Origin of the sequence: Lachnoclostridium sp. An14, assembly GCF_002160755.1 — a bacterium.
Classification (GTDB): Bacteria; Bacillota; Clostridia; order Lachnospirales; family Lachnospiraceae; genus Lachnoclostridium_A.
Genome location: NZ_NFLE01000001.1, coordinates 62,846 through 86,468, shown reverse-complemented (window position 1 = coordinate 86,468; position 23,623 = coordinate 62,846). Strand labels below are relative to the sequence as shown.

Here is a 23,623-nt window from a genome sequence, read left to right as displayed (position 1 = left end):
CGTATAGCGCACATTCTCTCGGGGAAACCGGAGGACTGGCGATCTAAAAGAGGATGGGAAAAAGCGGGGCAGCATATTTTTTGTGTTTTTATGCGTTCCTGGAAATGGCTTGAAAATGCGGAGAAAAATCGGAACCCTTCCAGCTCTCTCCGCCTGGGTCCGGCGCGGAAAAAGGGAAATGGCTCTTGCGGCACAGGGAAACCGGGGGATGGCCATTTAAGACGAGCTGGCGGAATGTACGCTGTATGCGTACAGATGACTTGGAGACGGAGAATGAGATTGTACGGACTGGCGTGCCCGCTCCAGGCAGTTCCGCCGCGGCCAGGCTGCACCGGCAGTGATGTTCCCGGGGCAAAAAAGTATACGCCGCAGCGCACACTCGCGCCGGAGCGCAGCTGCGCCGGCAGCCATCTTCCTCTGCGTGGAATGTGCATTTCGCCGGAGGCTTTTGTGTCATGGGGAACGCAGTTTCCTGTTGATACAAAAACGGCCCTTTGGGGAGAAGGCGATCTCCCTCCCAAAGGGCCGTTTCCGGCTGACAAAAGCCTTACGGGCGTACCTGCCCGTTTCCGTAGATGATGTATTTGGTGGTGGTCAGCTCCCGCAGGCCCATGGGGCCTCTGGCGTGGAGTTTCTGGGTGCTGATGCCGATCTCCGCCCCGAACCCGAACTGGGAACCGTCGGTGAACCGGGTGGAGGCGTTTACGTACACCGCCGCCGCGTCCACCTCGTCTAAAAACCGCTGGGCGTTTTCATAATCTTTGGTGACGATGGCCTCGGAATGGCCGGTGCCGTAGCGGTTGATGTGGGCGATGGCCTCGTTTACGCTGTCCACCTGTTTCACCGAGAGGATGTAGTCCAGATACTCCGTTCCCCAGTCCTCCTCCGTGGCGGGAACCATGTCGGGAAGAATGCGGCGGCTGTCCTCGTCTCCCCGCAGCTCCACCGCCTTTTCCTCCAGGCGGGCCTTTAAGAGGGGAAGGAACTCCCCGGCCACAGACCGGTGGATCAGCAGGGACTCACAGGCGTTGCAGACGCTGATGCGCTGGGTCTTGGCGTTGTAGATGATGTCCGCGGCCATGGAAAGATCGGCGGTGGCGTCCACGTAGACGTGGCAGTTTCCCGTGCCGGTCTCGATCACCGGGACGGTGCTGTTTTCCACCACGGAGCGGATCAGCCCCGCTCCCCCTCTGGGGATCAGCACGTCCAGGTAGCCGTTGAGCCGCATCAGCTCCTTCGTGGTCTCCCGGCTGGTGTCTGTGATCAGCTGAATGGCCTCTCCAGGCAGGCCGCAGGCGGAAAGCCCCTCCTGGATGGCCTCCACAATGGCCACGTTGGAACAGAGGGCGTCGCTGCCTCCTTTTAAAATCACGGCGTTTCCCGATTTAAAGCAGAGGCCGAAGGCGTCCGCCGTCACGTTGGGCCGGGCCTCGTAAATGATGCCCACCACTCCTAAGGGAACCCGCTTTTTGCCGATGAGCAGGCCGTTGGGCCGTTTTTTCATGGACTCCACCTCTCCGATGGGATCGTCCAAAGCGGCCACGTCCCGCAGGCCGGCGGCCATGTCCGCCACCCGCGCCGGGGTCAGGCGGAGCCGGTCCACCAGACCGGGGCTCATGCCCTTCTCCACCGCTTTCTCCACGTCTGTTTCATTGGCCGCCAGGATGGCCGCCTCCCGGTTTAACAGGGCGCTGGCGGCCGCCTCCAGGGCGTCGTTTTTCTGCTGCTGTCCCAGTTTCCCAAGAAGGCGGGACACCTCCTTCGCCTTTGCTCCGATTTCTTTCAGATTCATCCTATCCCTCTTTTCTCCGCGCCTTCGCGCAGTCATAAACCCGTTCCTCTGTGACGATCCGGTCCACCGGGCGGTCATGGGGAGAGAGGGCGATCTCCTCTCCCATCACCTGAAATGCAAAGCACAGCCCAATGGCCGGGTGATTCCCTTCCCTGGCAAAAAAGCGGTCGTAGTAGCCGCCGCCGTAGCCGGCACGCCCTCCCGTCCGGTCAAAGGCCAGGCCGGGGGTGATCACCGGCGCCGTGGGACAGGAAAGCTCCCGGCAATGGGAACGGGGCTCTCGGATGCCCATGGCTCCCGGCTCCAGATCTTCAAGGGAAGTTACCTGGTAAAATGCCATCTCCTGCCCCTGCACCCGCGGCAGGCCCACCTGGACGCCTCTGGCCCAGAGGGCTGCTAAAAGCTCCTCCGTCCCCGTCTCCCGCGGCAGGCTGGCGTAGCAAAACACCGTCTGTTCTCCCTCTAAAAGGGGAAGGAGGCGGCGGACGGCCAGGCGGCTCTTTTCCCGCCCTTCCTCCTCCGTCAGGCGGCGTCTCCCCTCCCGCGCCAGGGCTCTGGCCCGTTCTTTTTCCATGGGCTTACACGTCCTTTACGCCGCCGAATTTCTTCCCCAGGTCGGTGATGGTGCCGTCCTTTTCCTGGATGGAAATGTTGTTTAAGCTGCCCCGCAGGCTGGCGCGGATGGCGGCCACGTATTCCTTCCGCAGGCGGGCCTGCTCCTCTTTCTCCTCCTCCGTCAGTCCCACGGACTGGGATTTGTGGTACAGTGCGTTGATCCGGTCAATGTCTTCCTGTCTCATATTCGCTCCTTACTTTGAAAGCCCCGGATGGCGACGATATAGATAGGCGTGCTCGCACGCACAGATATATCGGCATCAGACGGGCTTTCATGATTTGTTATGGTATTATCAGTATGATGTTGGGGGCAAAAGGTATTTTACCCCCTTTGATCCCGGATTGTTTCGCACTGCGTGTTTCCGCAATCCTTAAAAACATTCATAATCCGCTCATTTTTCTGCGAAAAATGGCTGCTTATTCATGTTTTTGGCGGGTCCCAAGGTCAAAAATCCTCTTGCAAGCAAGCTTGCATCGGATTTCCGGCCGTTTGACCCTGGTATCGTCAATATTCGTTGGTTATGTAATGGATTAAGTCAAAATCCAGGTTTTCATGGGCGAAAAACAGGGTTCCCCGCTCCTCTCCCTCCAGGATTTCCTCCACCACCTCCACCCGGTCCCCGTTGGCGATCACCATGTCGGAGCCGGAGTCGGTGGCGATGCGGGCGGCCGCCAGTTTGGCAGACATCCCGCCGGTGCCCACGTCGCTTCCGGTGGTGTCCTTTCCCATCCCCAAAAGCTCCGGGGTGATCTCGTCCACCGTGCTGATGAAACGGGCTTCCGGATGGGTTTTGGGATCGTCGGTGTAAAGGCCGTCGATGTCGGAGAGCAGGATCAGAAGATCCGCCCCGATGAGGGCCGCGACGATGGCGGAGAGCCGGTCGTTGTCGCCGAACTGAATCTCGTGGGTGGAAACGGTGTCGTTTTCATTGACAATGGGAATGGCCCCCAGTTTCAACAGTTCGTCGAAGGTATTCTGGGCGTTGTACCGGGAATCCTCCACGATGATGGTATTTTTCGTCAAAAGCACCTGGGCGGCCGTCTGGTTGTACTCGGAAAACAGTTTCTGGTACACCATCATCAGCCTGGCCTGGCCTACGGCGGCGTAAGCCTGCTTTTCTGAGACGGTCTCCGGCCGTTTCCGGTTTCCCAGGGCCTGGCGGCCGGCGGCGATGGCTCCGGAGGAGACTAACACCACCTCCTTGCCCTGGCCCTTTAAATCGCTGATCACCCGGATCAGCTTTTCTATTTTCATCAGGTTTAAATCTCCCGTCTCCGGATGGGTCAGGGAGGAAGAACCGATCTTGATCACGATCCTTTTTTTATTCTGTAAATGTTCCCGTCTTACGCTGTTCATGGCTGTGTGGGCTCCTCCTTTGTGTAATTCCTGCTGTCATGGCGTTCCGTGGGCGGCGGGGCGTAGCGCCGGACCAGCTCCTCCGCCACCCGGACGCCGTCCATGGCCGCGGAAGTGATTCCACCGGCGTAGCCCGCTCCCTCCCCGCAGGGAAAGAGCCCCCGGACGGCGCTCTCCAGGTTCTCGTCCCTGGGAATCCGCACCGGGGAGGAGGTGCGGCTCTCCACTCCCGCCAGAATGGCGTCCGGTCGGTCAAAGCCGCGGATCTTGCCGCCGAAGGCCTCTACTCCCTCAATGAGGGCCTGGGAAAGAACCTCCGGAAGGACGGTCCTTAAGTCGGCAAAGGCCCAGCCCCCCTTCATCTCCGGCGTCACCTCCCCCAGGGCTTTGCTGGGGCGGTGTTCTTTAAAGTCCTCATAGAGCTGGATGGGGATGGCCCCCTTTCCCGCCTCATAGGCCCGTTCTTCCAGGCGGCGCTGGAACTCCACCCCCGCCAGGGGGCCGTCCCCGCCGAAATCCTCCGGGGTGACAGTGACGATCAGGGCGCTGTTGGCATTTTTTCCGCCCCGGTCGTGGTTGCTCATGCCGTTTACCGCCAGGCGGCCCTCCTCGGAGGAGGCGTTTACCACGTAGCCGCCGGGGCACATACAGAAGGAGTAGACACCCCGGCCGCCGGAGGCCTGATGGGTGAGCTTATAGCTGGCGGCACCCAGGTGCTTTGCCCCCTCCGGCCCGTACTGGGAAAGGTCGATGAGGGCCTGGGGATGCTGGATGCGTAGCCCTACGGCGAAGGGTTTCGGCTCCATGGGGATGCCGCGGGCAAGAAGGGACTGGAAGGTGTCCCTGGCGCTGTGGCCCACCGCCAGCACCACCGCCTGGGCGGGGATCTGCTCCCCGCTCTTTAGGATCACGGCGGCGACAGCCCCGTCTTTCAGCTCTAGATCCGTCACCTGGCTGGAAAAGCGCACCTCTCCTCCCAGGCGCAGGATCTCCTCCCGGATGGCCCGTACCACGCCGCTTAAGACGTCGGTGCCGATGTGGGGCTTGGCCTGGTAGGTGATGGCAGGATCCGCCCCGAACGCAGCCAGGGTCTCCAGCACCAGCCGGTTTCTCCCCGTCCGGTCCTTTACCAGGGTATTGAGCTTTCCGTCGGAAAATGTCCCGGCCCCGCCCTCTCCAAACTGCACGTTGGAATTGGGGTCTAGGGGGCCGCCGGCCCAGAAGGCCTCCACCCGTTTCGTCCGCTCCTCCACCGCCTCTCCCCGCTCTAATAGGAGGGGACGGTAGCCGGCCCTGGCCAACATCAGGCCGCAGAACAGGCCCGCAGGCCCTTCTCCCACGATCACCGGGCGGCAGGAAAGCGGCTCTGTCCCCGGTTTCGGGAACCGGTAGGGCCTCTCAGTGGAGAGCTGGACGTTTTGGTCCTTGGCCCGTCTTACCACCTGGCTCTCCTTTTCCGTCTCCACGTCCACAGCGTAAATATACCGTAGCTCCTCTTTTTTCCGCGCGTCCACGGACTGGCGAACCAGCCGCCAGCTCTTAATTCTTTCCTTTGGCAGCCGCAGGGTCTTTTCTATTTTTTTCTCCAAATCTTCCTGGCTGTGGGTCACAGGAAGCTTTAACTGGTTGATTCTGATCATGTCTGTCTCCGTATGCTTTTTACTGTGAAAGCCCCGGATGGCGACGATATAGATGGGCGTGCTCGCACGCACAGATATATCGGCATCAGACGGGCAAGACGGTATGAGAAAGTAGGGCGATAGCCCGGATTTCGAATACCGTCGGCAGATGGCGGGAACGCCGTAGGCGTGGAGCCATCTGGCTTTCATGATTCGGGATGACCGCGTTAGCGGTCATGTCCGTTTTATCAGTGATTCCGTCCGGCCGCGCTTCGGCCTGCCAGAATGCCGGTGGACCAGGCCCACTGCAGATTGTAGCCGCCGCAGATGCCGTCGATGTCCAAAAGCTCTCCTGTCAGGTAGAGGCCGGGAACCAGCCTGGACTCCATGGTGGCAGGATCCACCTGATCCACGGAAACGCCTCCGCAGCAGATCTGGGCGCTGTCAAAGGACTTTGTGCCGGTGATCTGGGCGGGAAATGCCTTGATCTGGCCCGCCAGGCGCTCCAGTTTCCGGTCGGGGATCTGTCCCGCTGGGTCTGTGAGGGAGATGCCGGAGGAAGAAAGCAGGACGCAGCCCAGCTTTTTGGCAAAGATGCCGGTGAGGAACTCCTCTCCCGTCCGGTAGGGCAGCCGGTCTCTCCGCTCTCTTAAGAAAGAGAGTACCTGACTCTCCTCCCGGTCGGGCCAAAAATCCAGCTCTGCCTCCACCTTTCGTCCCTCTGCCAGGCCTACGGAGGCGTACCGGCTCACCTGAAATACCGGGATCCCGGAGATTCCATAGTCTGTAAGCTGCAATTCGCCCCGGTCCCTGGCGGCTAAGGTTCCGTCCAGATATAGGCGCACCTCCCCTTCTGCCCGGATCCCCGCCAGCTGCCGGAACACCTTTCCACGGCAGATTACCTGCACCAGGGCCGGCAACGGGGGAATGATGGTATGGCCCAACGCCTCTGCCAGCCCGTAGCCGCTGCCATCGGAGCCGGTGGCGGGAGCCGCCTTGCTGCCGGTAGCCAGAATTACGCAGTCCGCCGGGATGTTTATATCCCCCTCCGGGGAGGCGGCCCGCACCAGAAAGGCGCCGTTTTTTCGTTGTTCCACCTGGCGGACGTGGACGCCGCAGAGCAGCCGCGCCCCCAGATGTTCCGCCTCCAGGATTAAGGTGTCCGCCACCGCGGCCGCCTGGGCGGAGCGGGGATAGACGTAGCCGTCCCGGTCCCGCACCGGCAGGCCCATATCCTCAAAAAAGGCCAGGGTCTCCTCCACGGTCACCTTAGACAGCACGGAGGTCGCAAAGCCGGGAGTGCCGCCGCGGTAGCCGGTGTCCGGGTCCAGACGCAGGTTGGTTAAGTTGCAGCGGCCGTTTCCCGTGGCCAGGATTTTTTTTCCGGGCCGCTCCTTGTGTTCCAGCACGGTCACCTGGCAACCCTTTCTGGCGGCAGTGATGGCGGCCGCCAGTCCGGAGGCCCCGCCGCCCACGATCACGATTTTTTTCATGTGTCCTCCATCTGTGCCTGATTTGTGCCGGGAACGCCTTTAGCTGTGACAGATCACAGGCACATTTTTATATAAGTAGTCGTAAAGCTCTTTGACCTGGCTCGGGGGAAGGTTTACGCAGCCGTGGGAACCGTTTGTCTCGTATATGGTCCCGCCGAACTTGCTCCTCCAGTTGGCGTCGTGGAGGCCGATGCCGCCGTTAAAGGGCATCCAGTAATCCACCGGGCTTTCGTACTCATAAGAGCCGTCTGCCTGCTTGGCCCCCCGCAGCACCTTGTCCTTCTGCTTGTAGTAGAGGCCGTAAATGCCGTCGGGGGTTCCGTAATTCTTTGCCAGGTTTCCGGTGACGCAGGGCGCGTCCCACACCAGTTCGCCGTCCTTGTAAAAATAGACGTGCTGGCCGGCGATGTCCACTTCCACATAGGTGGTTCCGTAATCGTTTCCGTCGTGGGAGGCCGCCTGGGAGGTGTAAACCGGCTCCCGGCTCCCGCTCTCCCCGGCCCGGATGGCGGCGATCAGGCTGTCGGTCTCCGCCGCCTGGTCGATGGTCCATCCGTAAGGCCCTGTCAAGGTCACGTCCGTTCCTCTGGTGGTGTGGAAGACGCGGGCCGTTCCGGCGGTGTCGTAGGTTTCTGCCAGGGTTTTTACAAAGGCGGCGGCTGCCTCCCGGTCCACCTCCATCTCCGCCCCCGTCCCCGGTTTCAGCCAGGAGGCGATGACTGCCCCCTCCAGGACTTCCTGCCGTTCTCCGAAGGTGTAGGTGAGGCTCATGGAGGCACTGCGGTTCATGGCGTCTTTTTTCGCGTTTAAGGCCGGGTCATCTGCCCGCACCTGAATCTCTATGTAACAGCCGGCGCTCTCCAGATCCAGGGAGGAGGCGCCGTCCGCCAGGGCCTGTTTCACTGCCTGTTCCAGACGTTCTCCGTCCAGCTCATTTCCCTGGGTTTCCGGGAGGATCACAAAGCCTGTTTCCTCATCCCAGGGAGCGATGGAAGCGTCCGCCGTGGGGCTGGCCCCGGTCACAAGGGGCAGGGCCGCCAGCCGTTCCTTTAAGGCCGCCTCGTCGTAGACGGCGGTCATGGGCACCTGGTAGCGGTTGTCCACGGAGGGACCGCTCACCCGCCCCCCTTCGTTCTGCCCCTGCAAAATCTCCTCCAGGCCGCCGGCAACCTCCACCCGGTATCCGATCTCCGGCCCGGAAAGGGAGGTTTCCGCCCCGTCTCTCCCGTGGATGGTCAGGGTGTAGGAGCCGTTATAGAAGGACTCGATCCGTTCCTCCGCTTCTGCCGGCGTCATGGCCGCCACTCCCACATGGTTTATCTTCGTACCGGAGACAAAGGTCCCCGTGTCATCCTGCGCATAGGCCGCCGTCACGCCTCCTGTCACAAGAAGGGCGCACAGCGCTGCCGTCAACATTCCTTTTCCAACAATTTTTCTCAATCTCTCATTCCTTTCCGCCCGCCTCTTGCAGGCTATACGGAACCAGTATAGACGAAACGGAATGATTAATCAAGAGCGAATCTAGCTGGTGTAGGACTCCAGATAGTTGAAAATGTCCAGCATGGAGGAAAACCAGATGCCCGCCCGCAGCCGCTCCTGCTCCTCCTCCGGGAAATCGGTGACGGGTACGTGGGTGTACATACAGACCCGGTCCCCATCCCTGGGAAAGACCAGCAAAAACCCGTCCTCCACCACCAGATAATAGCGGTTTTCCAGGTCGTGGTTGGCCGCTTCCGCCGTCCCGGCCTCTGTCTCCCCGGTCTCCGTCTCCGCCAGAAACGGCTCGGATACGGTCTCTGTCGCCAGCACCGTATTGGGAATGGCCTTCTCCTCTTTCACGCTCCACCGGGTGATCCCGTATCCCACCGCCAGGCACACGGCGCTGACGCCCAGAAACAGAATCAGGATGTACAGATATTTTTTCATGGAATCGTTCCTCCTTTGGAGGAGAGTATTTCCAGATGGGGAGAATTTATGCAGGCCGTCCGCCGGTTCCCATCAGGCGCCGCCGTACTGGGAAAGAATCTGAAGGGCGATGGCTTTGGCCTCCTGGCTGGTCACCTGGAGGCCCTCCGACTCTCCCAGGTACACGCAGAAGTATAACCTTCGGTCTTCCGTGTCCGCAAAACCAGTAAACCAGGCGTCCACGGTCACGCCCCGGTCTTTTCCCATGCCGGTTTTTCCGTAGACGGCCGCCTCTGTTTCTGACAGACCGGTGAGTTTCATGGCCTGTTTTAAGGGCTCTGTGACCCTTTCCGGGTACTCCGAATCCCCTCCGAAGATCCGCCGCAGCACCTCGACCTGTTCCATGGGGGAAATTTTCAGGGAGGATTCGATCCAGAAACCGGTGAGGGCCCGGTTTTGATTGTTGGTGTTTAACCGGCCCTCCCAGTCGGAAATGTCCTGGTTTCCGTATTGGAGCCGCTCCAGGGTGTCCCCCATCCGCTCCGCCCCGATCTCGTCGATCAGCTCCCGGAAATACCAGACGCAGGAGGTGCGAAAGGCCGTCTCAAAGTCCAGATCCCGGTTCCAGTCCTCATTCCAGAACACCTCCCCGCTCCAGGCGCGGGCGGAATGCTCCGGCGTCAGGATCCCGTTTTCCAGGGCCGACAGGGAGGAAATGATCTTGAAGGTGGAACAGGGGGACCGCCTGGTCCGGGCCAGCTCCGGCTGGTAGACGAGGACGCTGTTTTCCTTTTCATCGTAAAGGACGGCGGCGCCGTGAAATGCCCCAAAGAGGGCGGACCAGTCCGTCTCCTTGAGGGCAGGTGGGGACGCCTGGGAGCTGTCTTTGGTCTCGCTCTCCTCTGGATTTAGCTCTCCATTTTCCGGGGAGCTCTGAGAAACTGCCTCCTCCTTGGAATCGGACGGCTCCCCTGGAGCAATAGACGGCTCCGGGGAAGAATCGGACGTTTCCAGGCCGGAAATCTGGTTCTCTGCTCCGGCACAGCCGTTTGCCAGGAGAGCGGCAGCGATCAGAAAAATGGCGGCAGTTTTTTGAATGTGGTTCATGTTCGTTTCCTTTCCTATATCAATATTTGCGGATACCAATGCCTCCGGCGGGGCGTGTACTGCTGACAACATAACACAGCTTTCCCGATTTGGCAACCGGCTACCGGCCCGGTTTTGACGGCGAAAAGGGGAATCCGAGGTCTTTTACGAATTTAGTGCACATGGTATAATAACGAGGAAAATATGGATCATGCTTGCATGAATCCCTATTTGACGAGAAACTCCATCGAGACGTAGTCGAGATGGTATAATGTGAACACTTGGCGAGGTTTTTCACGAGCCTAGTGAGAATATATGCCTGTGCACTTAATGAGGTTTTTACGAATTTAGTGCACATGGTATAATGAGAGCAGAAAACCAGAAAACCAATTTTTCAATTTCAGGAGCATCCCCATGAACCTTTCCCTTCCCAGCCTTCCAGATGAAACAGTAAAAAACCTCCGGGCCCGCGCCTATACCCGGACGGAGCTGTTAAAACTCCACCGGGCCGCCGTGAACCGGCACCGGGAACTGCAGCGAGGCTTTCGCCACGCCTGCCGGATCACCGCCGGCGCCATCTTCCTCACCTTCCTCCTCTCCCTGCCCTTCCACTCCCCCCTGCTGCTGTGGTCGGTGGGCGCCGCCGCCGGGATGGTGATCCTGATTCTGGCAGCGGTCAAATACGCGGCGGCGGACCGGATCCGGCGGCAGTTCTGCCGGGGGCTGCGGGCCGGTTACCCGGAATGGGAGGAGGAGCTGGGAGCGGAATCTTTTTTCACCTGGCATTCGAAAGGGGATGTCCCTGCCCCGGAGACGGCAGGTTCCTTCGATATTGGGGAACCGCTGACATCCCTGTGCCGGCAGGAAGTCCAGGAGCCCTTTCTTTTTTCCATTGAGGAAGTGTTTGAGCTGCGGGAGGAGCCGGGCCTGGTGGCGGCAGGTATCGTTCAGGGCACCGTCCGTAAAGGGATGACCGCCTACGTGGTATTTCCCCGGTATAAAACGGCCCGGAAAACGACGGTCCGGGAGATTGAGGTGCCCAAAAAGAACGGCTCCGCCTGGAAGGCCGCCTCTGCCTCTGACTGTCACGCCGCCCTCCTCCTCAGCGGATTTGCCCATCCTTCCCAGGATCTAAAACAGGAGCTGAAACGTGCGGTGGTGACCAATGATTGGAATCGCTTTTTTTAGGTTCCCTCTTAAAAAAACAGTGCCGTCCGGCCCCTGCAGCATTAGCGGCGGCCTGAACGGCACTGTTTTTTTATTTGCGCAAAGGAAAATGGCTGTTTACGCAGCCGCGCTCCGGCGCGAGTGTGCGCCAAGCGCACACTTTTTTAGCAAGCACTCATTTTCATCCCAATTTCCATTACATCAGAGAACGGTACAAAGCTGCGATCTCCTCCACGCTGGTGTCCCTGGGATTTCCAGGGCAGCAGGCGTCTGCGTAGGCGGATTCTGATAAGAACTGCACATCCTCCTCCCTGGCAATTTCCTTTAAATCAGCGGGGATTCCCACATCCTGGGACAGCTTGCGCACCGCGTCCACGGCCGCCTTGCGGTACTCCTCCTGGGACATCTGATCCACGCCCTCTACGCCCATGGCCCTGGCGATCTCCCGGTACTTCTCCCCGGTGGCCGGAGCGTTGTACTCCATTACAGTGGGAAGGAGAATGGCGTTTGCCACCCCGTGAGGCGTATCATAGACGGCTCCCAGGGCGTGAGCCATGGAGTGAACGATCCCCAGTCCCACATTGGAAAAGCCCATTCCGGCGATATACTGGCCCAGAGCCATGCCTTCCCGGCCTTCCTTGGTGTTCTCCACAGCCCCTCTCAGATACTTGGAAATGATCTCAATGGCCTTTAAGTGGAACATATCCGTCATCTCCCAGGCCCCCTTGGTGATATAGCCCTCGATGGCATGGGTCAGAGCGTCCATTCCTGTGGCGGCGGTCAGGCCCTTGGGCATGGAGGCCATCATCTCCGGATCCACGATGGCAACCACCGGAATGTCGTGGGTGTCCACACAGACGAATTTCCGTTTCTTCTCCACATCGGTGATCACATAGTTGATGGTCACCTCCGCGGCAGTCCCGGCGGTGGTGGGCACGGCGATAATCGGCACGGAGGGATTCTTCGTGGGTGCCACGCCCTCCAGGCTGCGCACGTCGGCGAACTCCGGGTTGGCGATAATGATGCCGATGGCCTTAGCCGTGTCCATGGAAGAACCGCCGCCGATGGCTACGATGTAGTCAGCGCCGGAGGCCTGGAAGGCGGCTACGCCGGTCTGCACGTTCTCAATGGTGGGGTTGGCCTTGATGTCGGAGTAAACCTCGTAAGCCAGGCCCGCCGCGTCCAGAACCGCCAGCACCTTTCCCGTCACCTGGAATTTGATCAGATCCGGATCGGAACACACAAATGCCTTGTGAAATCCGCGATTTTTCGCCTCGTTTGCGATCTCCTGGATAGCCCCTGCGCCGTGATAGGACGTCTCGTTCAATACAATTCGGTTGCTCATGATACACCTCTCCTTTTCCGGCGGAAGTCCCGCCTTCCGCCTGCTCATTGATTATGATAAAATTTTAACATACCCATGAGAAAAAGCAAGTGACACTTCCGCCGGTTTGTCACATAATGCCCCTCTGTTCGCCAAAAATCCCCGCTGCTCTGCCCTTTTCCCATGCTGAGCCGGTTCCCGCCTTGAAAACAGCCCCGCAACCTCAAGTTGCGCCATAGTTGGTGGAAACAGCCTGGAAATTTTGCTAAAATAGAATTATGAAATTCATAAGACGCTTGGGGAGAACCAGCATGACAGCCGCGGCATCGCGGGCCTATCCGGCTGCAAAATAAAAAAGCCAGCAGCCGTCTTCCTCTGCGCGGAGTGTGCCTCCTTGCGGAGCATTCTTATTTAACAGGAAGCGAAGTTTCCTGTTAAACGAGAAAAACGGAAAACAGGTTCCCGAACTGGTTGGAAATGGCATCTCTGAAATACCCGCGGAAAAACGGCCAGTACGGGGGAAAGTAAGACATATGGATATGACAGATATTTTAGACACTGGTTTTCTGATTTTTAATAGTATGCTCCTAGCTGCGCTTGTGGGAGCGGCGGTCTGCCTTTTCCTGCTGATCGTGAAGGCTCTGAACCGCTATATCCGTTCAACGGAAGTCAGGGAGGAAAGGGAAATCCCCTGCGGATCCCTGGGCGAGGTCCTGAAAGAACACCGCCTGCGCCGAGAAATGACACAGGAATTCGTCGCCGAAACGCTGGGAGTGAGCCGGCAGGCCGTCTCCAAATGGGAAAGGGGCACCTCGGTCCCAAGCACCTCTCATTTAATTGCCCTGGCCAAATTGTACGGGGTTTCTTCGGAAGAACTGCAAAAAAGCGTAAAGGCGGGAAACGGGGACAAAACAGAAACGTAGCCCCCATTTCCCGCCCTGGGGCGGAGAGTTTTCACTTTTCGGAGTTTCTATGGATTCCCCTCCGCCGACCACAGGGAGAAGATTCCGTCCTCCACCACCATGGCCGTCAGCTTTCCCTGAAACACGCATCCGGTGTCGATGCAGATCATCCCTGTTTTCGGCAGGCGGTACCAGCATTTTTCCTTTAAAGGAAGGGCTTGTCCGCCTTTGCCGTCCATATACACCGGCGCGGACAACGGAGTGTGCCCTACCACCGTCAGCGGGCCGCCGTACTGATTGTCCAAAAGGGACATCCGGTCCCACAGCAGCACATCCGCGGAAATCTGGTCCGGCTCTTTATCCTCCATCCCCGCGTGGGCGCAGCGAATCTCCTCGTCCATGTAGTACAGCACCGTATTTTCCTCGATCCAGGCGGCGGAATTCTCCACGAAAGAGCCGCGTCTCTCCCAGGATTTGATGGTGGATTTTCCGCCGTTTTGGCTCCACATCTGACGGAAGTTCGGGTCCCTGGAGTCCTCGATGAGGATTTGTTCGTGATTTCCCCGGATCAGCACACACCGCTCTTTCATCGCTCCCTTTTTCCGGCGCAGAAACACGTAGACCCCATAAGGATCCGGCCCCCGGTCAATGATGTCTCCCAACTGGATCAGCATATCCTGTTTCTCGTCAAAATCCACCGTTTCCAGCAGCTTTTTCAGAGGACGGATGCACCCGTGCACATCCCCCACTATGATTTTCCGCATTTCCATTCCTCCTCACGGCCGTTCCTCCAAAAAAGACAGCAGGGTGTCCAGCTTCGCCGGCAGCGCCTCCACCAGCAATTCCGCCAGCGTCTCCGGCTCCTCCTTCATCCCGGTGCGCACCCACTCCACCGTCATGTGAATGGAGCCATGGCAATACATTTTAAGCAGAAATTCCACGTCCGCGTTCAGCTCCCGCCCCAGCTTCTTTTTCAGGATTCCCCGGTAAAAATTCAGGATGTACTCATAGTCGTATTTTACCAGGGAATTGTAGTCGTTGGAGTTGAAAGCGCAGGTGAAAAACACCCGCTCCTCCCGGATAAACTGAAACTTTTTCGTCAGCCCCTCCCGCAGAGTCAGGCTCACTCCCATTTCCTCAAAGGACTGCTCCACCAGCCGCTCGAAGTACCAGTTTACCAGGTCGTATTTGTCCTTAAAATTCCGGTAAAAGGTCTGGCGGGTCAGCCCGCAGTCCGCCACGATGTCCGTCACCGTGATCCGGTCCAGAGGCATCCGGCCCATCAGATGCTTGATGGCCTCCGCCAGCCGGAATTTTGTCCTGTCCTGCTGTCCCATTCCGTCCTCCTATTTCATATTAATCCAAAACTGCCACAGGCAGGCGCCTAAAAACAGCGCCATCCCCACGTTTCCAAAAGCGGTGGGAAGGATCCTGGCGGCGGGCAGCTCCTCCGGGCCCCGCAGAAACTTTCTCCGTTTCCACAGGCAGACCGCCAGCACAGCTCCGGCCACCGCCACGGAAAAGATCAGCAGGGAATACACCATCACCAGCACATCCGCCACCCAGGTATAGCGGCTCAGCTGCAAAAGCAGCGTCGAGATCACACTTCCCTGAATATTAATGCACATATGGAGAAGAATGGTATGTTTCACCTTTCCCGTGCGCAGGTAGACGTAGGCGAGGATCATTCCCAGCCCCCAGGCGTAGAAAAACTGGTAAAAATTCCCGTGAAACAGCCCAAAGGTTATGCCGGAAACTAAGATCACCGCCCGGTCCCCGTAGTTTCGGATCCGGTCAATGAGCAGCTTGCGGAACATGATCTCCTCAAATACCGGAGCTACCACCGCGGTAAACAGCACCATCACCACCAGATTTTCCTGGCCTAAAATATCGTCCACCGGGTTAAACAACTCCCGGTCCAGCAGGGCGGACACCAGGGCTAACAGTACCCTGGAAAACAGGTTTCCCGCCTGCATCACGCCAATGGACACCACCAGGCAGACCACTGCCCTGCTTAAGGGAAAGGCCTCCCGCCCTCCCTCCGGCTCCGGCTGTACCGGCACGCGCCGGATAAAAAACAGATATACGGGGAACCCCACCAGATACATTCCCCCCATGGATAAGAGGACGGAACCGGTGGTTCCTAACAGGCTGTCCCACCCCATAAGCCGAAACAGGAGCACCGCCAAAAACTGGGCCGCCATGGCAGCCGCCGAAAACATAAAGTATGCCAGTCCAATGTCAGAAAACTGTTTTCTGATCTGCCGGTAATTCAAATTCATATAGGATCCTCCGTTTTCCCATGTACGGGAGTTTTTCCCAGAGCAGACGAAACGGTAAAAAATGTGCGCTTGGCAAACACTCGCGCCGGAGCGCGGCTACGTCAGCAGCCATATTCCTCTTACAGGCAGGCCCGCGTCAGATTTCCCGCCGTTTGACTCTGGTATTTCATTGTAGCATACTTTTTTCTGGGATACTACTTAAGATTCCTCCCTCCGGTCAACGGATACTGATGCGAAAACTCAGGGCGCAGACAGCCAAAAGCAGAATCATCCCCACATTTCCAAAGGCCGTCCGCGCCAGGAGAGGCAGAGACAGCTCCTGCTCGCCCCGGCGAAAGTGACGCCTGTTTCTCAGGCAGACCATCATGCAGATCCCGCCAAAGGCGCACAAAACCAGAAGGGCCGAATAGGCATTGAATAAAATCTCCACTGGAAACGAGACCATTCCCCAGAGAAACAGCCCCCTTCGCATATTGATGACAAACAGATTGATGGCCATACGAAGAAGGATGGTATTTTTTACATTCCCGGTGCGCAGATAGAGATAAGCTAAGACCATTCCCATCCCAAAGGCGGTAAAGAGCTGTAAAAAATTTCCACAGACCAGCCCAAAGATCAACCCGGAGATAAGGATCGCCGTCCGATCTCCATAATCGCGGATCCGGTCGATCAGCATTTTCCGGAATATCAGCTCCTCCACAATGGGGGCAATTCCTGTATACAACAGGACTTCCAGCGCCAGATTTCCGCCGAAGGAATATCCCGGTGAAAGCAGAAGAAGATCCAGCGGGAGGCCGCGCAGAATGGAAATGACCAGAAACGCCAGCCTCCCCAACAGGCTGCCGGCCATCACCATGCCCATGCAGACAGAAAAACTGACGGCAAATCCTGTGGGGGACAGCCGTTTCTCCGTTCCTTCTGGCAGGGGCTGCGCCGGTATCCGCCCCATCAGCAGCAGATACACGGGAAATCCCACCAGATACATTCCGCCTGCGGCGATGACAAGCGCGGCTGTCCGAAGGGAAATCAGCCGGTTCACTCCCGTTTTGTTGAGGATTGTCCATATCAGAAACTGTCCCCCAAAGGATGCTGTCCAAAAAGCGCAGAAAACCATGCCAATGTGGGAAAACCGCTTTCGAATCTGCCGAATGTCCCGTTCCATAGGCCCCTCCCTTCCTCCTTTTCGCTGCCTCACACCGAAAACAGCGTCATCTGCTCATACTCCGCCTGCCGCGTCAGCTCCATGGGAGTCTGGCGAAGCAGTCTCTCCGCGGCGTTCCAGTCTCCCAGCCAGTCCTGGATCTGCTCCCGTTTCAGGATCAGAGGCATCCGGTCGTGGACCGGTCTCATGGATCCGTTCGCCTCCGTAGTCAGGATGACGAACCGCTCCTCATTGTCCCTGATGTCAAAGCATCCGGCCAGGTACAAAATCTCTCCGTTCCGGCTCTGAAAGGTGTACCTTTCCTTTTCCCGGTTCCACTCGTAGAACCGGCGGACGGGCACCACCGCCCGGTGGTAGCGGATTCCCTCCGCGAACATTCGCTTTTCGGTCACGGATTCCACCCGGGCGTTGATCACCACCCCGGAGCCGGAAGGGCCGGGATAGCCCCATTTCATGGCGGAGAGACAGAGGGCTCCGTCCTTTTGGCGCAAAAGCAGGGCCCGTTCCGTGGGGCGCACGTCCCGCCCCGGTTCTATCATTTCCACCTCCCGGTCCGCCCTCTGAACCAGCCGCCTCATCTCCCCGATCAGCTCTCGATCCGTATAAAACAGACTGCACATTTTCCTATCCTTCCTTTTGTAAACTGCGCGCCCCGCGGGGAAGGCTCCTTCCGCCGGAGGCGGTTCTGCCACAGGAGACGCATTCTCCCATGACAGAAACAAAAACGTGTGCGCTTGGCGCACACTCCGCCGGAGCGCGGCTGCGTAAACAGCCATTTTCCTTTGCGCGGTGTGCGCCTCCTTGCGGAGCATTCTTGTTTAACAGGAAACGAAGTTTCCTGTTAAACAAAGAAGAAATGCCCTCCGTCCATGGAACGAAAGGCATTTCCTGTTTTCTATGATCCGGTCAACGGCATGGCGCCTGACGGTTCAAACGCGGCCCGCAGGACGTTCCCGCGGCGCCCGATGTCTGTCTTACGCCTCGCCGTCAGTCTGGGAGGCTCTCGCCTCCACTTCCCGTTTCTGCACATCGCCGGGAGCCTGCTCGTAGCGGCTGAACTCATACTCGTACTCGCCGATGCCGCCGGTCATGGAGCGCAGGTCGGTATTGTAGCCAAAGAGCTCAGACACGGGGATGTCCGCCTCAATGGTCTGCTTGCCGTGGTGATTGGAATTCATGCCAAGGACGCGGCCCCGTCTCCGGTTCAGATCGCCCATGACATCGCCGGTGAATTTATCCGGCACCGTCACCTTTAAGGAGGCGATGGGCTCTAGCAGCACGGGGTTGGCATCCATAAAGCCCTTCTTGAAGGCCATGGTAGCCGCCATCTTAAACGCCAGCTCGGAGGAGTCCACCGGATGGTAAGAGCCGTCCACCAGAGTCGCCTTCAGTCCCACTACCGGATAGCCGGCCAACGGGCCTTTGAGAACGCATTCCTGAATGCCCTTCTCCACAGCCGGGAAGTAGTTCTTCGGCACGGCGCCGCCGAACACTCTCTCCTCAAATACGTAGGGGATCTCTAAGTCGCCGGAGGGCTCAAACTCCATCTTTACATCGCCGTACTGGCCGTGGCCGCCGGACTGTTTCTTATATTTGCCCTGGACTTCCACTTTCTTGCGGAGAGTCTCACGGAACGCGAATTTCGGCTTGCTCAGCTCGATCTCCACTTTGTAGCGGTTTAAGAGCTTGCTCACCACCACTTCCAGCTGCTGGTCGCCGATTCCGTAGAGGAGCAGCTGGCGGTTCTCTTTATCATTGACCGCCTTTAAGGTGAGATCTTCCTCCATCAGCTTGGACAGGGCGCTGGACACCTTGTCGTCGTCGCCCTTGTTCACCGTCTTATAGCGCATATAGGTGTAGGGCTTGGAGATCTGCGGTTTGTGGTAGAGAATGGGGGCGGACCGCACGGCGATGGTGTCGCCGGTCTGGGTCACCGTCAGCTTGGCCACGGCGCCGATGTCGCCGGCCTTTAACTCTGGAACCTCGATGGCGTCCTTGCCTCTCAGCACGTAGAGCTTGCCCACTTTCTCCTCGGTCTCTTTATTTACATTGTAGATGGAACTGTCCGCCTTTAAGGTGCCGGTACAGATCTTCATCAGGGAATATTTTCCGATAAACGGATCCACGATGGTCTTGAACACTCTGGCAGATAAGGAAACGTCGTCGTTATACTTTGCCGTAAAGCGCTCGCCGGTGGAAATATCCACGCCCACGCACTCGTATTTGTCCGGTGACGGGAAATAGCGGTCGATGGAGCGGAGCAGAATCCGCAGTCCCTGGCAGTTTAAGCCGGAACCCATCATCACGGGAACAATGCTGCCGTCGATCACGTGCTCTCTTAACGCATTGGAGATCTCCTCCTCCGTGAACTCCTCTCCGGAGAAATAGCGCTCCATATATTCCTCGCTGGTCTCGGCAACGGCCTCGATCAGGGCATCTCTGGCGATGCTTAAGTTTTTCTGCACGTAATCCGGAATGTCGCACTCCTCATATGTACCGACGCCGGTGAAACGGCGGCCGCCCATCTTCACCACGTTTACGAATCCCACGAACTTCTCATTCTCACGGATGGGGAGCTGGAAGGGAGCGATCTTTCTTCCGAACTGTTTCTCCAGCTTTAATACCACCTCACGGTAGCTGGCCTGGTCGTCGTCCATGTTGGTGACGAAAATGATCCTGGGCAGACGGTATTTCTCACAGAGATCCCAGGCTTTTTCCGTTCCCACCTGGATGCCTGCCTTGCAGTTGACCACGATGACGGCGGCGTCAGCCACGCTCATGGCCTCCTCCACCTCGCCCACAAAGTCGAAATATCCGGGGGTGTCTAACAGGTTTACCTTCACAACACCCTCCTCTCCCTCATACTCCAGGGGAATCAGGGATGTGGAGATGGAGAACTGCCTCTTGATCTCTTCTTTATCATAGTCGCTGATGGTATTTCCATCAACTACCTTGCCCATCCTCTTGGTCACTCCGCAGACGAGAGCCATCGCCTCTGCCACGGTAGTCTTTCCGGCGCCGCCATGCCCTAAGAGCACGACATTCCGAATTTGCTGTGTTCCGTATACGTTCATAAATAGTCCCTCCTGTTGAAGAATTTCGCCTATGACCATATTGTACTAAAAATTCTGTAAATTTACAAGCTTAATATACAGTTTTGCTAAAAAATTTTGCATTCCCTTTTCACTGGCTGTCTCTTTCCTGGAAACCCTGCCCTTGTGGCTCTTTACTAATTTGCTTTAAAGTGCAAAACTTTAAAGTAATAAACGATTGACAATTTTATGCCTTTCCGATACAATCGGTATAATTGCAGAAAAAGGAGAGACAGTCATGATTATTATTATGAAACCAGGTGCCTCCAAAGAGGCGGTTCGGCATATCACCGATCTCATTGAATCGAAAGGGCTGACGGCTCATTTATCCGAGGGAACTCAGGTCACCATCGTGGGTGTGGTAGGGGACAAAACCCTTCTGGCCAATTCCAACCTGGAGCTGGCGGACGGGGTGGACAAGATCGTCCCCGTCACCGAGTCCTATAAGCTGGTAAATAAAAAATTTCACCCGGAGCCTACCACTGTCCAGGTGGGCCCCACTTCCGTGGGCCCGAATACCTTGACCGTCATGGCCGGGCCCTGCGCCGTGGAGAGCCGGGAGCAGCTGATGGAGACGGCCTTTGCCGTAAAAAAGGCGGGAGCCAATTTCCTCCGGGGCGGCGCCTACAAGCCCCGCACTTCCCCCTACGCCTTCCAGGGACTGGAGGAGGAAGGCCTCAAATATATGAAGGAAGCCAGGGAGGCCACCGGCCTGGCAGTCATCTGTGAGGTGACCAGCCAGCGGGCCCTGGAGGCGGCGGCGAAGTACGTGGATATGATCCAGATCGGCGCCAGAAATATGCAGAATTTCGAGCTTTTGAAGGAATGCGGCCGCGCTGGGATCCCGGTGCTCTTAAAGCGGGGCTTAGCCGCCACCATCGACGAGTGGCTGAACGCGGCGGAGTACATCATTTCCGAGGGAAATCACAATATTGTGCTCTGCGAGCGGGGCATCCGCACCTATGAGACGTCCACCAGGAACACCCTGGATTTAAGCGCCGTGCCGGTGATCCGCCAAAAGAGCCATCTGCCGATTATCGTGGATCCCAGCCATGCCACCGGCGTTTACTCCTACGTGCCGCCTCTGGCGAAGGCCGCTGTGGCCGCCGGGGCGGACGGCCTGATGATCGAGGTCCATCCCTGTCCGGAGCGCGCCCTCTCCGACGGCCCCCAGTCCCTCACCTTCAGCAATTTCGACGGGCTGATGGCAGAGCTGGAGCCTTACGCCAAGCTTTCCGGGCGGACCATCGCCGGAAAGAAATAAGGCAGGCGGCGCAGGCAACCACACACAGGGAGGAATACAGAATATGAAGGAATCGGTAATCGGCTTTATCGGCCTGGGGCTCATCGGCGGCTCCCTGGCCAGAGCCTTAAAAAAGGCCAGTCCTGAGCTGACGGTCATGGCCTATATGCGCTCCGCGGACAAGCTGCGTCAGGCCCAGGCGGACGGAGTGGTGGACGAGATCTTAGACGGGGTGGACGAGCGTCTGGGACGGTGTGACATGATCTTTCTCTGCACGCCGGTGGAGTACAACGAGGGCTATCTGCGGGCGGTAAAGCCCTATTTAAAGGAGGGCGCCCTGGTGACGGACGTGGGAAGCACCAAAACCAGCATCCACCAGGCCGTAAAGGAGCTTTCCATGGAAGGCGTCTTTGTGGGAGGCCACCCCATGGCCGGTTCAGAGAAAACGGGCTATGAAAACTCCACCGATCATCTGCTGGAAAACGCCTACTACATGATCACCCCGCCGGAGGGAGCGCCGAAGGAAAACGTGGAGCGTCTGGTGGCGGTGGCAAAGGCGGTGAGCGCCATCCCCATGGTCCTCTCCTGCGGGGAACACGATCTGGCGGTGGCGGCCATCAGCCATCTGCCCCATATCGTGGCCTCCAGCCTGGTAAACTTGGTGCGGGACGCCGACGACGACCGGGAGACGATGAAACAGATCGCCGCCGGAGGCTTTAAGGACATCACCCGCATCGCCTCCGCCTCCCCGGAGATGTGGGAGCAGATCTGTATGACCAACACGGGGAACATCGCGGAAATGCTGGAGCGCTACATCACATCCCTTCAGAGCGTCCTCTCCTCCCTCCGGGGACGGGACGAGGCGGCCATCCACCGGCTGTTTGACTCCTCCCGCGCCTACCGGAATTCCATTTCCGACCGGAGCCGGGGAGCCATTGAACCGGAGTATTCCTTCTCTGTGGATATTGTGGACGAGGTGGGCTCCATTTCCACCCTCTCCGTCATCCTGGCGGCGAAGGGCATCAGCATCAAGAATATCGGCATTAACCACAGCCGGGAGCACGGGGAGGGGGCGCTGCGCATTTCCTTCTACGACGAGGAGGCAAGAACCGCCGCCTGGAACCGGCTCACAGATTACAAATACACCCTCATCCCGTAGGGCAGAAAGGACGAACCATGAATTTTTCAAAAATTTCTTCCCTGAAAGGGACCCTGGCTGTGCCGGGGGACAAATCCATCTCCCACAGGAGTGTAATGTTCGGATCCCTGGCAAAGGGGACCACGGAAATCACCCATTTTCTGAAAGGGGCGGACTGCCTTTCCACCATCTCCTGTTTCCGGAGCATGGGGGTGCAGATTGAGGAGCAGGACGGAACCATCTTCGTGCGGGGAAACGGCCTCCATGGCCTGAAACGGCCGGAGCAGGTGCTGGACTGCGGAAACAGCGGCACCACTACCCGTTTAATCAGCGGCATCCTGGCGGCCCAGCCCTTTGACGTCACTCTTACCGGGGACGAGTCCATCCAGAAACGGCCTATGAAACGGATCATGGATCCCCTCTCCCTCATGGGAGCCAAAATTGAGAGCGTCCGTGGAAACGGCTGCGCCCCCTTACGCATTTCCGGCGCTCCCCTGCGCGGAATCCACTACTCCACTCCCGTGGCCTCCGCCCAGGTAAAATCCGCTATCCTGCTGGCGGGGCTGTACGCCGGCGGGGAAACCAGGGTGACGGAGCCGGCCCTCTCCCGCAACCACACGGAGCTTATGCTCTCCGCTTTCGGGGCGGACGTAAGCACGGAAGGGACCACCGCCGTGATCCGTCCGGCAGAGGAGCTCTTTGGCCAGCGCATCCAGGTACCGGGGGACATCTCCTCCGCCGCCTTCTTTTTAGCCGCCGGGCTGCTGGTGCCGGATTCGGAAATCCTCCTGCAAAATGTGGGGGTAAATCCCACCAGAGACGGAGTGCTGCGGGTATTCCGGCAGATGGGGGGAGACATTGAGACGGTGAAAACGGTGTGCGGCGGCGGGGAACCGGCGGCGGACCTGCTGGTAAGGACCAGCCGTCTCCACGGGACGGTGATCGGCGGAGACATCATTCCCACTTTGATTGACGAGCTGCCGGTGATCGCCGCGGCCGCCTGTTTCGCGGAAGGGGAAACGGTGATCCGGGACGCCGCGGAGCTGAAGGTAAAGGAGTCCAACCGCATTGAGGCCATGGTGACCAATCTGACGGCCATGGGAGCCGACGTCCGGGAGACGGAAGACGGCATGGTGATCCGGGGCGGGCGTCCCCTTCACGGCGCCCTCATCCACAGCCACAATGACCACCGCATCGCCATGACCTTCGCCGTGGCCGGACTGGCCGCGGAGGGTGAGACCCAGATTCCCGCCTGGGACTGCGTGGATATTTCCTATCCTACATTTTTGGAGGATCTGAAGGCGTTGGTGTGAGGCGGCGGGAATCATTTGACAATTCCATAATCGTGAAAAACAGGCGGTATGCAGCTTTTTTCCAACTGCATACCGCCTGTTTTGCCATTATGTGGTTTTTCTGCGGTTTCTACATTCTATATCTGTATTCAAT

General features: G+C 58.2%; 21 protein-coding genes. 5 read left to right on the top strand and 16 right to left on the bottom strand.

Annotated elements, in window-relative coordinates; genetic code table 11:
• Positions 1-547: 547 nt before the first annotated feature.
• From B5E84_RS00380 to B5E84_RS00340, 9 genes are all read right to left on the bottom strand, one after another.
• Complete coding sequence (locus B5E84_RS00380; protein ID WP_087217639.1) at positions 548-1,792, bottom strand: glutamate-5-semialdehyde dehydrogenase; 1,245 nt, start codon at positions 1,790-1,792, stop codon at positions 548-550.
• A 1-nt stretch (position 1,793) separates the two neighbouring features.
• Positions 1,794-2,366: a 5-formyltetrahydrofolate cyclo-ligase gene (locus B5E84_RS00375; protein ID WP_087217637.1), complete on the bottom strand. Its 573-nt coding sequence runs from the start codon at positions 2,364-2,366 to the stop codon at positions 1,794-1,796.
• 4 nt (positions 2,367-2,370) lie between these two features.
• Positions 2,371-2,592, bottom strand: a complete 222-nt coding sequence (locus tag B5E84_RS00370; RefSeq protein ID WP_087217635.1) for a DUF896 domain-containing protein — start codon at positions 2,590-2,592, stop codon at positions 2,371-2,373.
• 320 nt (positions 2,593-2,912) lie between these two features.
• Positions 2,913-3,764, bottom strand: a complete 852-nt coding sequence (gene proB, locus B5E84_RS00365) for a glutamate 5-kinase (protein WP_087217633.1) — start codon at positions 3,762-3,764, stop codon at positions 2,913-2,915.
• Positions 3,761-5,404: an NAD(P)/FAD-dependent oxidoreductase gene (locus B5E84_RS00360; protein WP_087217631.1), complete on the bottom strand. Its 1,644-nt coding sequence runs from the start codon at positions 5,402-5,404 to the stop codon at positions 3,761-3,763. The genes proB and B5E84_RS00360 overlap by 4 nt, the downstream gene beginning before the upstream one ends.
• A gap of 227 nt (positions 5,405-5,631) precedes the next feature.
• A complete protein-coding gene (locus B5E84_RS00355) occupies positions 5,632-6,876 on the bottom strand; it encodes a BaiN/RdsA family NAD(P)/FAD-dependent oxidoreductase (RefSeq protein WP_087217630.1) in 1,245 nt (414 codons plus the stop codon).
• A 39-nt stretch (positions 6,877-6,915) separates the two neighbouring features.
• The gene (locus B5E84_RS00350) at positions 6,916-8,316 is read right to left on the bottom strand and encodes a L,D-transpeptidase family protein (RefSeq protein WP_242963193.1); all 1,401 of its coding nucleotides are present in this window, start codon (positions 8,314-8,316) and stop codon (positions 6,916-6,918) included.
• 81 nt (positions 8,317-8,397) lie between these two features.
• Positions 8,398-8,802 (bottom strand): hypothetical protein, encoded by a 405-nt coding sequence (locus B5E84_RS00345; protein WP_087217628.1) that lies wholly within the window; start codon positions 8,800-8,802, stop codon positions 8,398-8,400.
• Between the two features lie 72 nt (positions 8,803-8,874).
• Positions 8,875-9,960, bottom strand: a complete 1,086-nt coding sequence (locus B5E84_RS00340) for a penicillin-binding transpeptidase domain-containing protein (protein WP_242963191.1) — start codon at positions 9,958-9,960, stop codon at positions 8,875-8,877.
• A gap of 321 nt (positions 9,961-10,281) precedes the next feature.
• On the opposite strand from B5E84_RS00340, the gene B5E84_RS00335 reads away from it, so the two are divergent.
• Complete coding sequence (locus tag B5E84_RS00335; RefSeq protein ID WP_087217625.1) at positions 10,282-11,055, top strand: hypothetical protein; 774 nt, start codon at positions 10,282-10,284, stop codon at positions 11,053-11,055.
• A 175-nt stretch (positions 11,056-11,230) separates the two neighbouring features.
• On the opposite strand, the gene fucO is transcribed toward B5E84_RS00335, so the two are convergent.
• The gene (fucO, locus tag B5E84_RS00330; RefSeq protein ID WP_087217623.1) at positions 11,231-12,379 is read right to left on the bottom strand and encodes a lactaldehyde reductase; all 1,149 of its coding nucleotides are present in this window, start codon (positions 12,377-12,379) and stop codon (positions 11,231-11,233) included.
• A gap of 512 nt (positions 12,380-12,891) precedes the next feature.
• On the opposite strand from fucO, the gene B5E84_RS00325 reads away from it, so the two are divergent.
• Positions 12,892-13,281 (top strand): helix-turn-helix transcriptional regulator, encoded by a 390-nt coding sequence (locus B5E84_RS00325; protein ID WP_087217621.1) that lies wholly within the window; start codon positions 12,892-12,894, stop codon positions 13,279-13,281.
• A 47-nt stretch (positions 13,282-13,328) separates the two neighbouring features.
• Here B5E84_RS00325 and B5E84_RS00320 read toward each other — a convergent pair whose 3' ends face one another.
• From B5E84_RS00320 to B5E84_RS00295, 6 genes are all read right to left on the bottom strand, one after another.
• Positions 13,329-14,024: a metallophosphoesterase family protein gene (locus tag B5E84_RS00320; protein ID WP_162612778.1), complete on the bottom strand. Its 696-nt coding sequence runs from the start codon at positions 14,022-14,024 to the stop codon at positions 13,329-13,331.
• 12 nt (positions 14,025-14,036) lie between these two features.
• On the bottom strand, positions 14,037-14,597 hold the full coding sequence (locus tag B5E84_RS00315) for a TetR/AcrR family transcriptional regulator C-terminal domain-containing protein (protein ID WP_087217617.1): 561 nt from the start codon (positions 14,595-14,597) through the stop codon (positions 14,037-14,039).
• Between the two features lie 9 nt (positions 14,598-14,606).
• Positions 14,607-15,542, bottom strand: coding sequence for a CPBP family intramembrane glutamic endopeptidase (locus tag B5E84_RS00310; RefSeq protein ID WP_087217615.1), 936 nt, complete (start codon positions 15,540-15,542; stop codon positions 14,607-14,609).
• Between the two features lie 217 nt (positions 15,543-15,759).
• On the bottom strand, positions 15,760-16,704 hold the full coding sequence (locus B5E84_RS00305; protein WP_087217613.1) for a CPBP family intramembrane glutamic endopeptidase: 945 nt from the start codon (positions 16,702-16,704) through the stop codon (positions 15,760-15,762).
• Between the two features lie 29 nt (positions 16,705-16,733).
• Entirely contained in the window at positions 16,734-17,324 is a 591-nt protein-coding gene (locus B5E84_RS00300) for an SOS response-associated peptidase (protein ID WP_087217611.1), read from the bottom strand.
• A 354-nt stretch (positions 17,325-17,678) separates the two neighbouring features.
• Positions 17,679-19,778, bottom strand: a complete 2,100-nt coding sequence (locus B5E84_RS00295; protein WP_087217609.1) for an elongation factor G — start codon at positions 19,776-19,778, stop codon at positions 17,679-17,681.
• Positions 19,779-20,034: 256 nt separating this feature from the next.
• On the opposite strand from B5E84_RS00295, the gene aroF reads away from it, so the two are divergent.
• The 3 genes from aroF to aroA are packed head-to-tail and all read left to right on the top strand — an operon-like array spanning position 20,035 to position 23,490.
• Positions 20,035-21,060, top strand: coding sequence for a 3-deoxy-7-phosphoheptulonate synthase (gene aroF, locus B5E84_RS00290; RefSeq protein WP_087217607.1), 1,026 nt, complete (start codon positions 20,035-20,037; stop codon positions 21,058-21,060).
• A gap of 43 nt (positions 21,061-21,103) precedes the next feature.
• Complete coding sequence (locus B5E84_RS00285; protein WP_087217605.1) at positions 21,104-22,198, top strand: prephenate dehydrogenase; 1,095 nt, start codon at positions 21,104-21,106, stop codon at positions 22,196-22,198.
• Positions 22,199-22,215: 17 nt separating this feature from the next.
• Positions 22,216-23,490: a 3-phosphoshikimate 1-carboxyvinyltransferase gene (gene aroA, locus B5E84_RS00280; RefSeq protein WP_087217603.1), complete on the top strand. Its 1,275-nt coding sequence runs from the start codon at positions 22,216-22,218 to the stop codon at positions 23,488-23,490.
• Positions 23,491-23,623 lie beyond the last annotated feature (133 nt).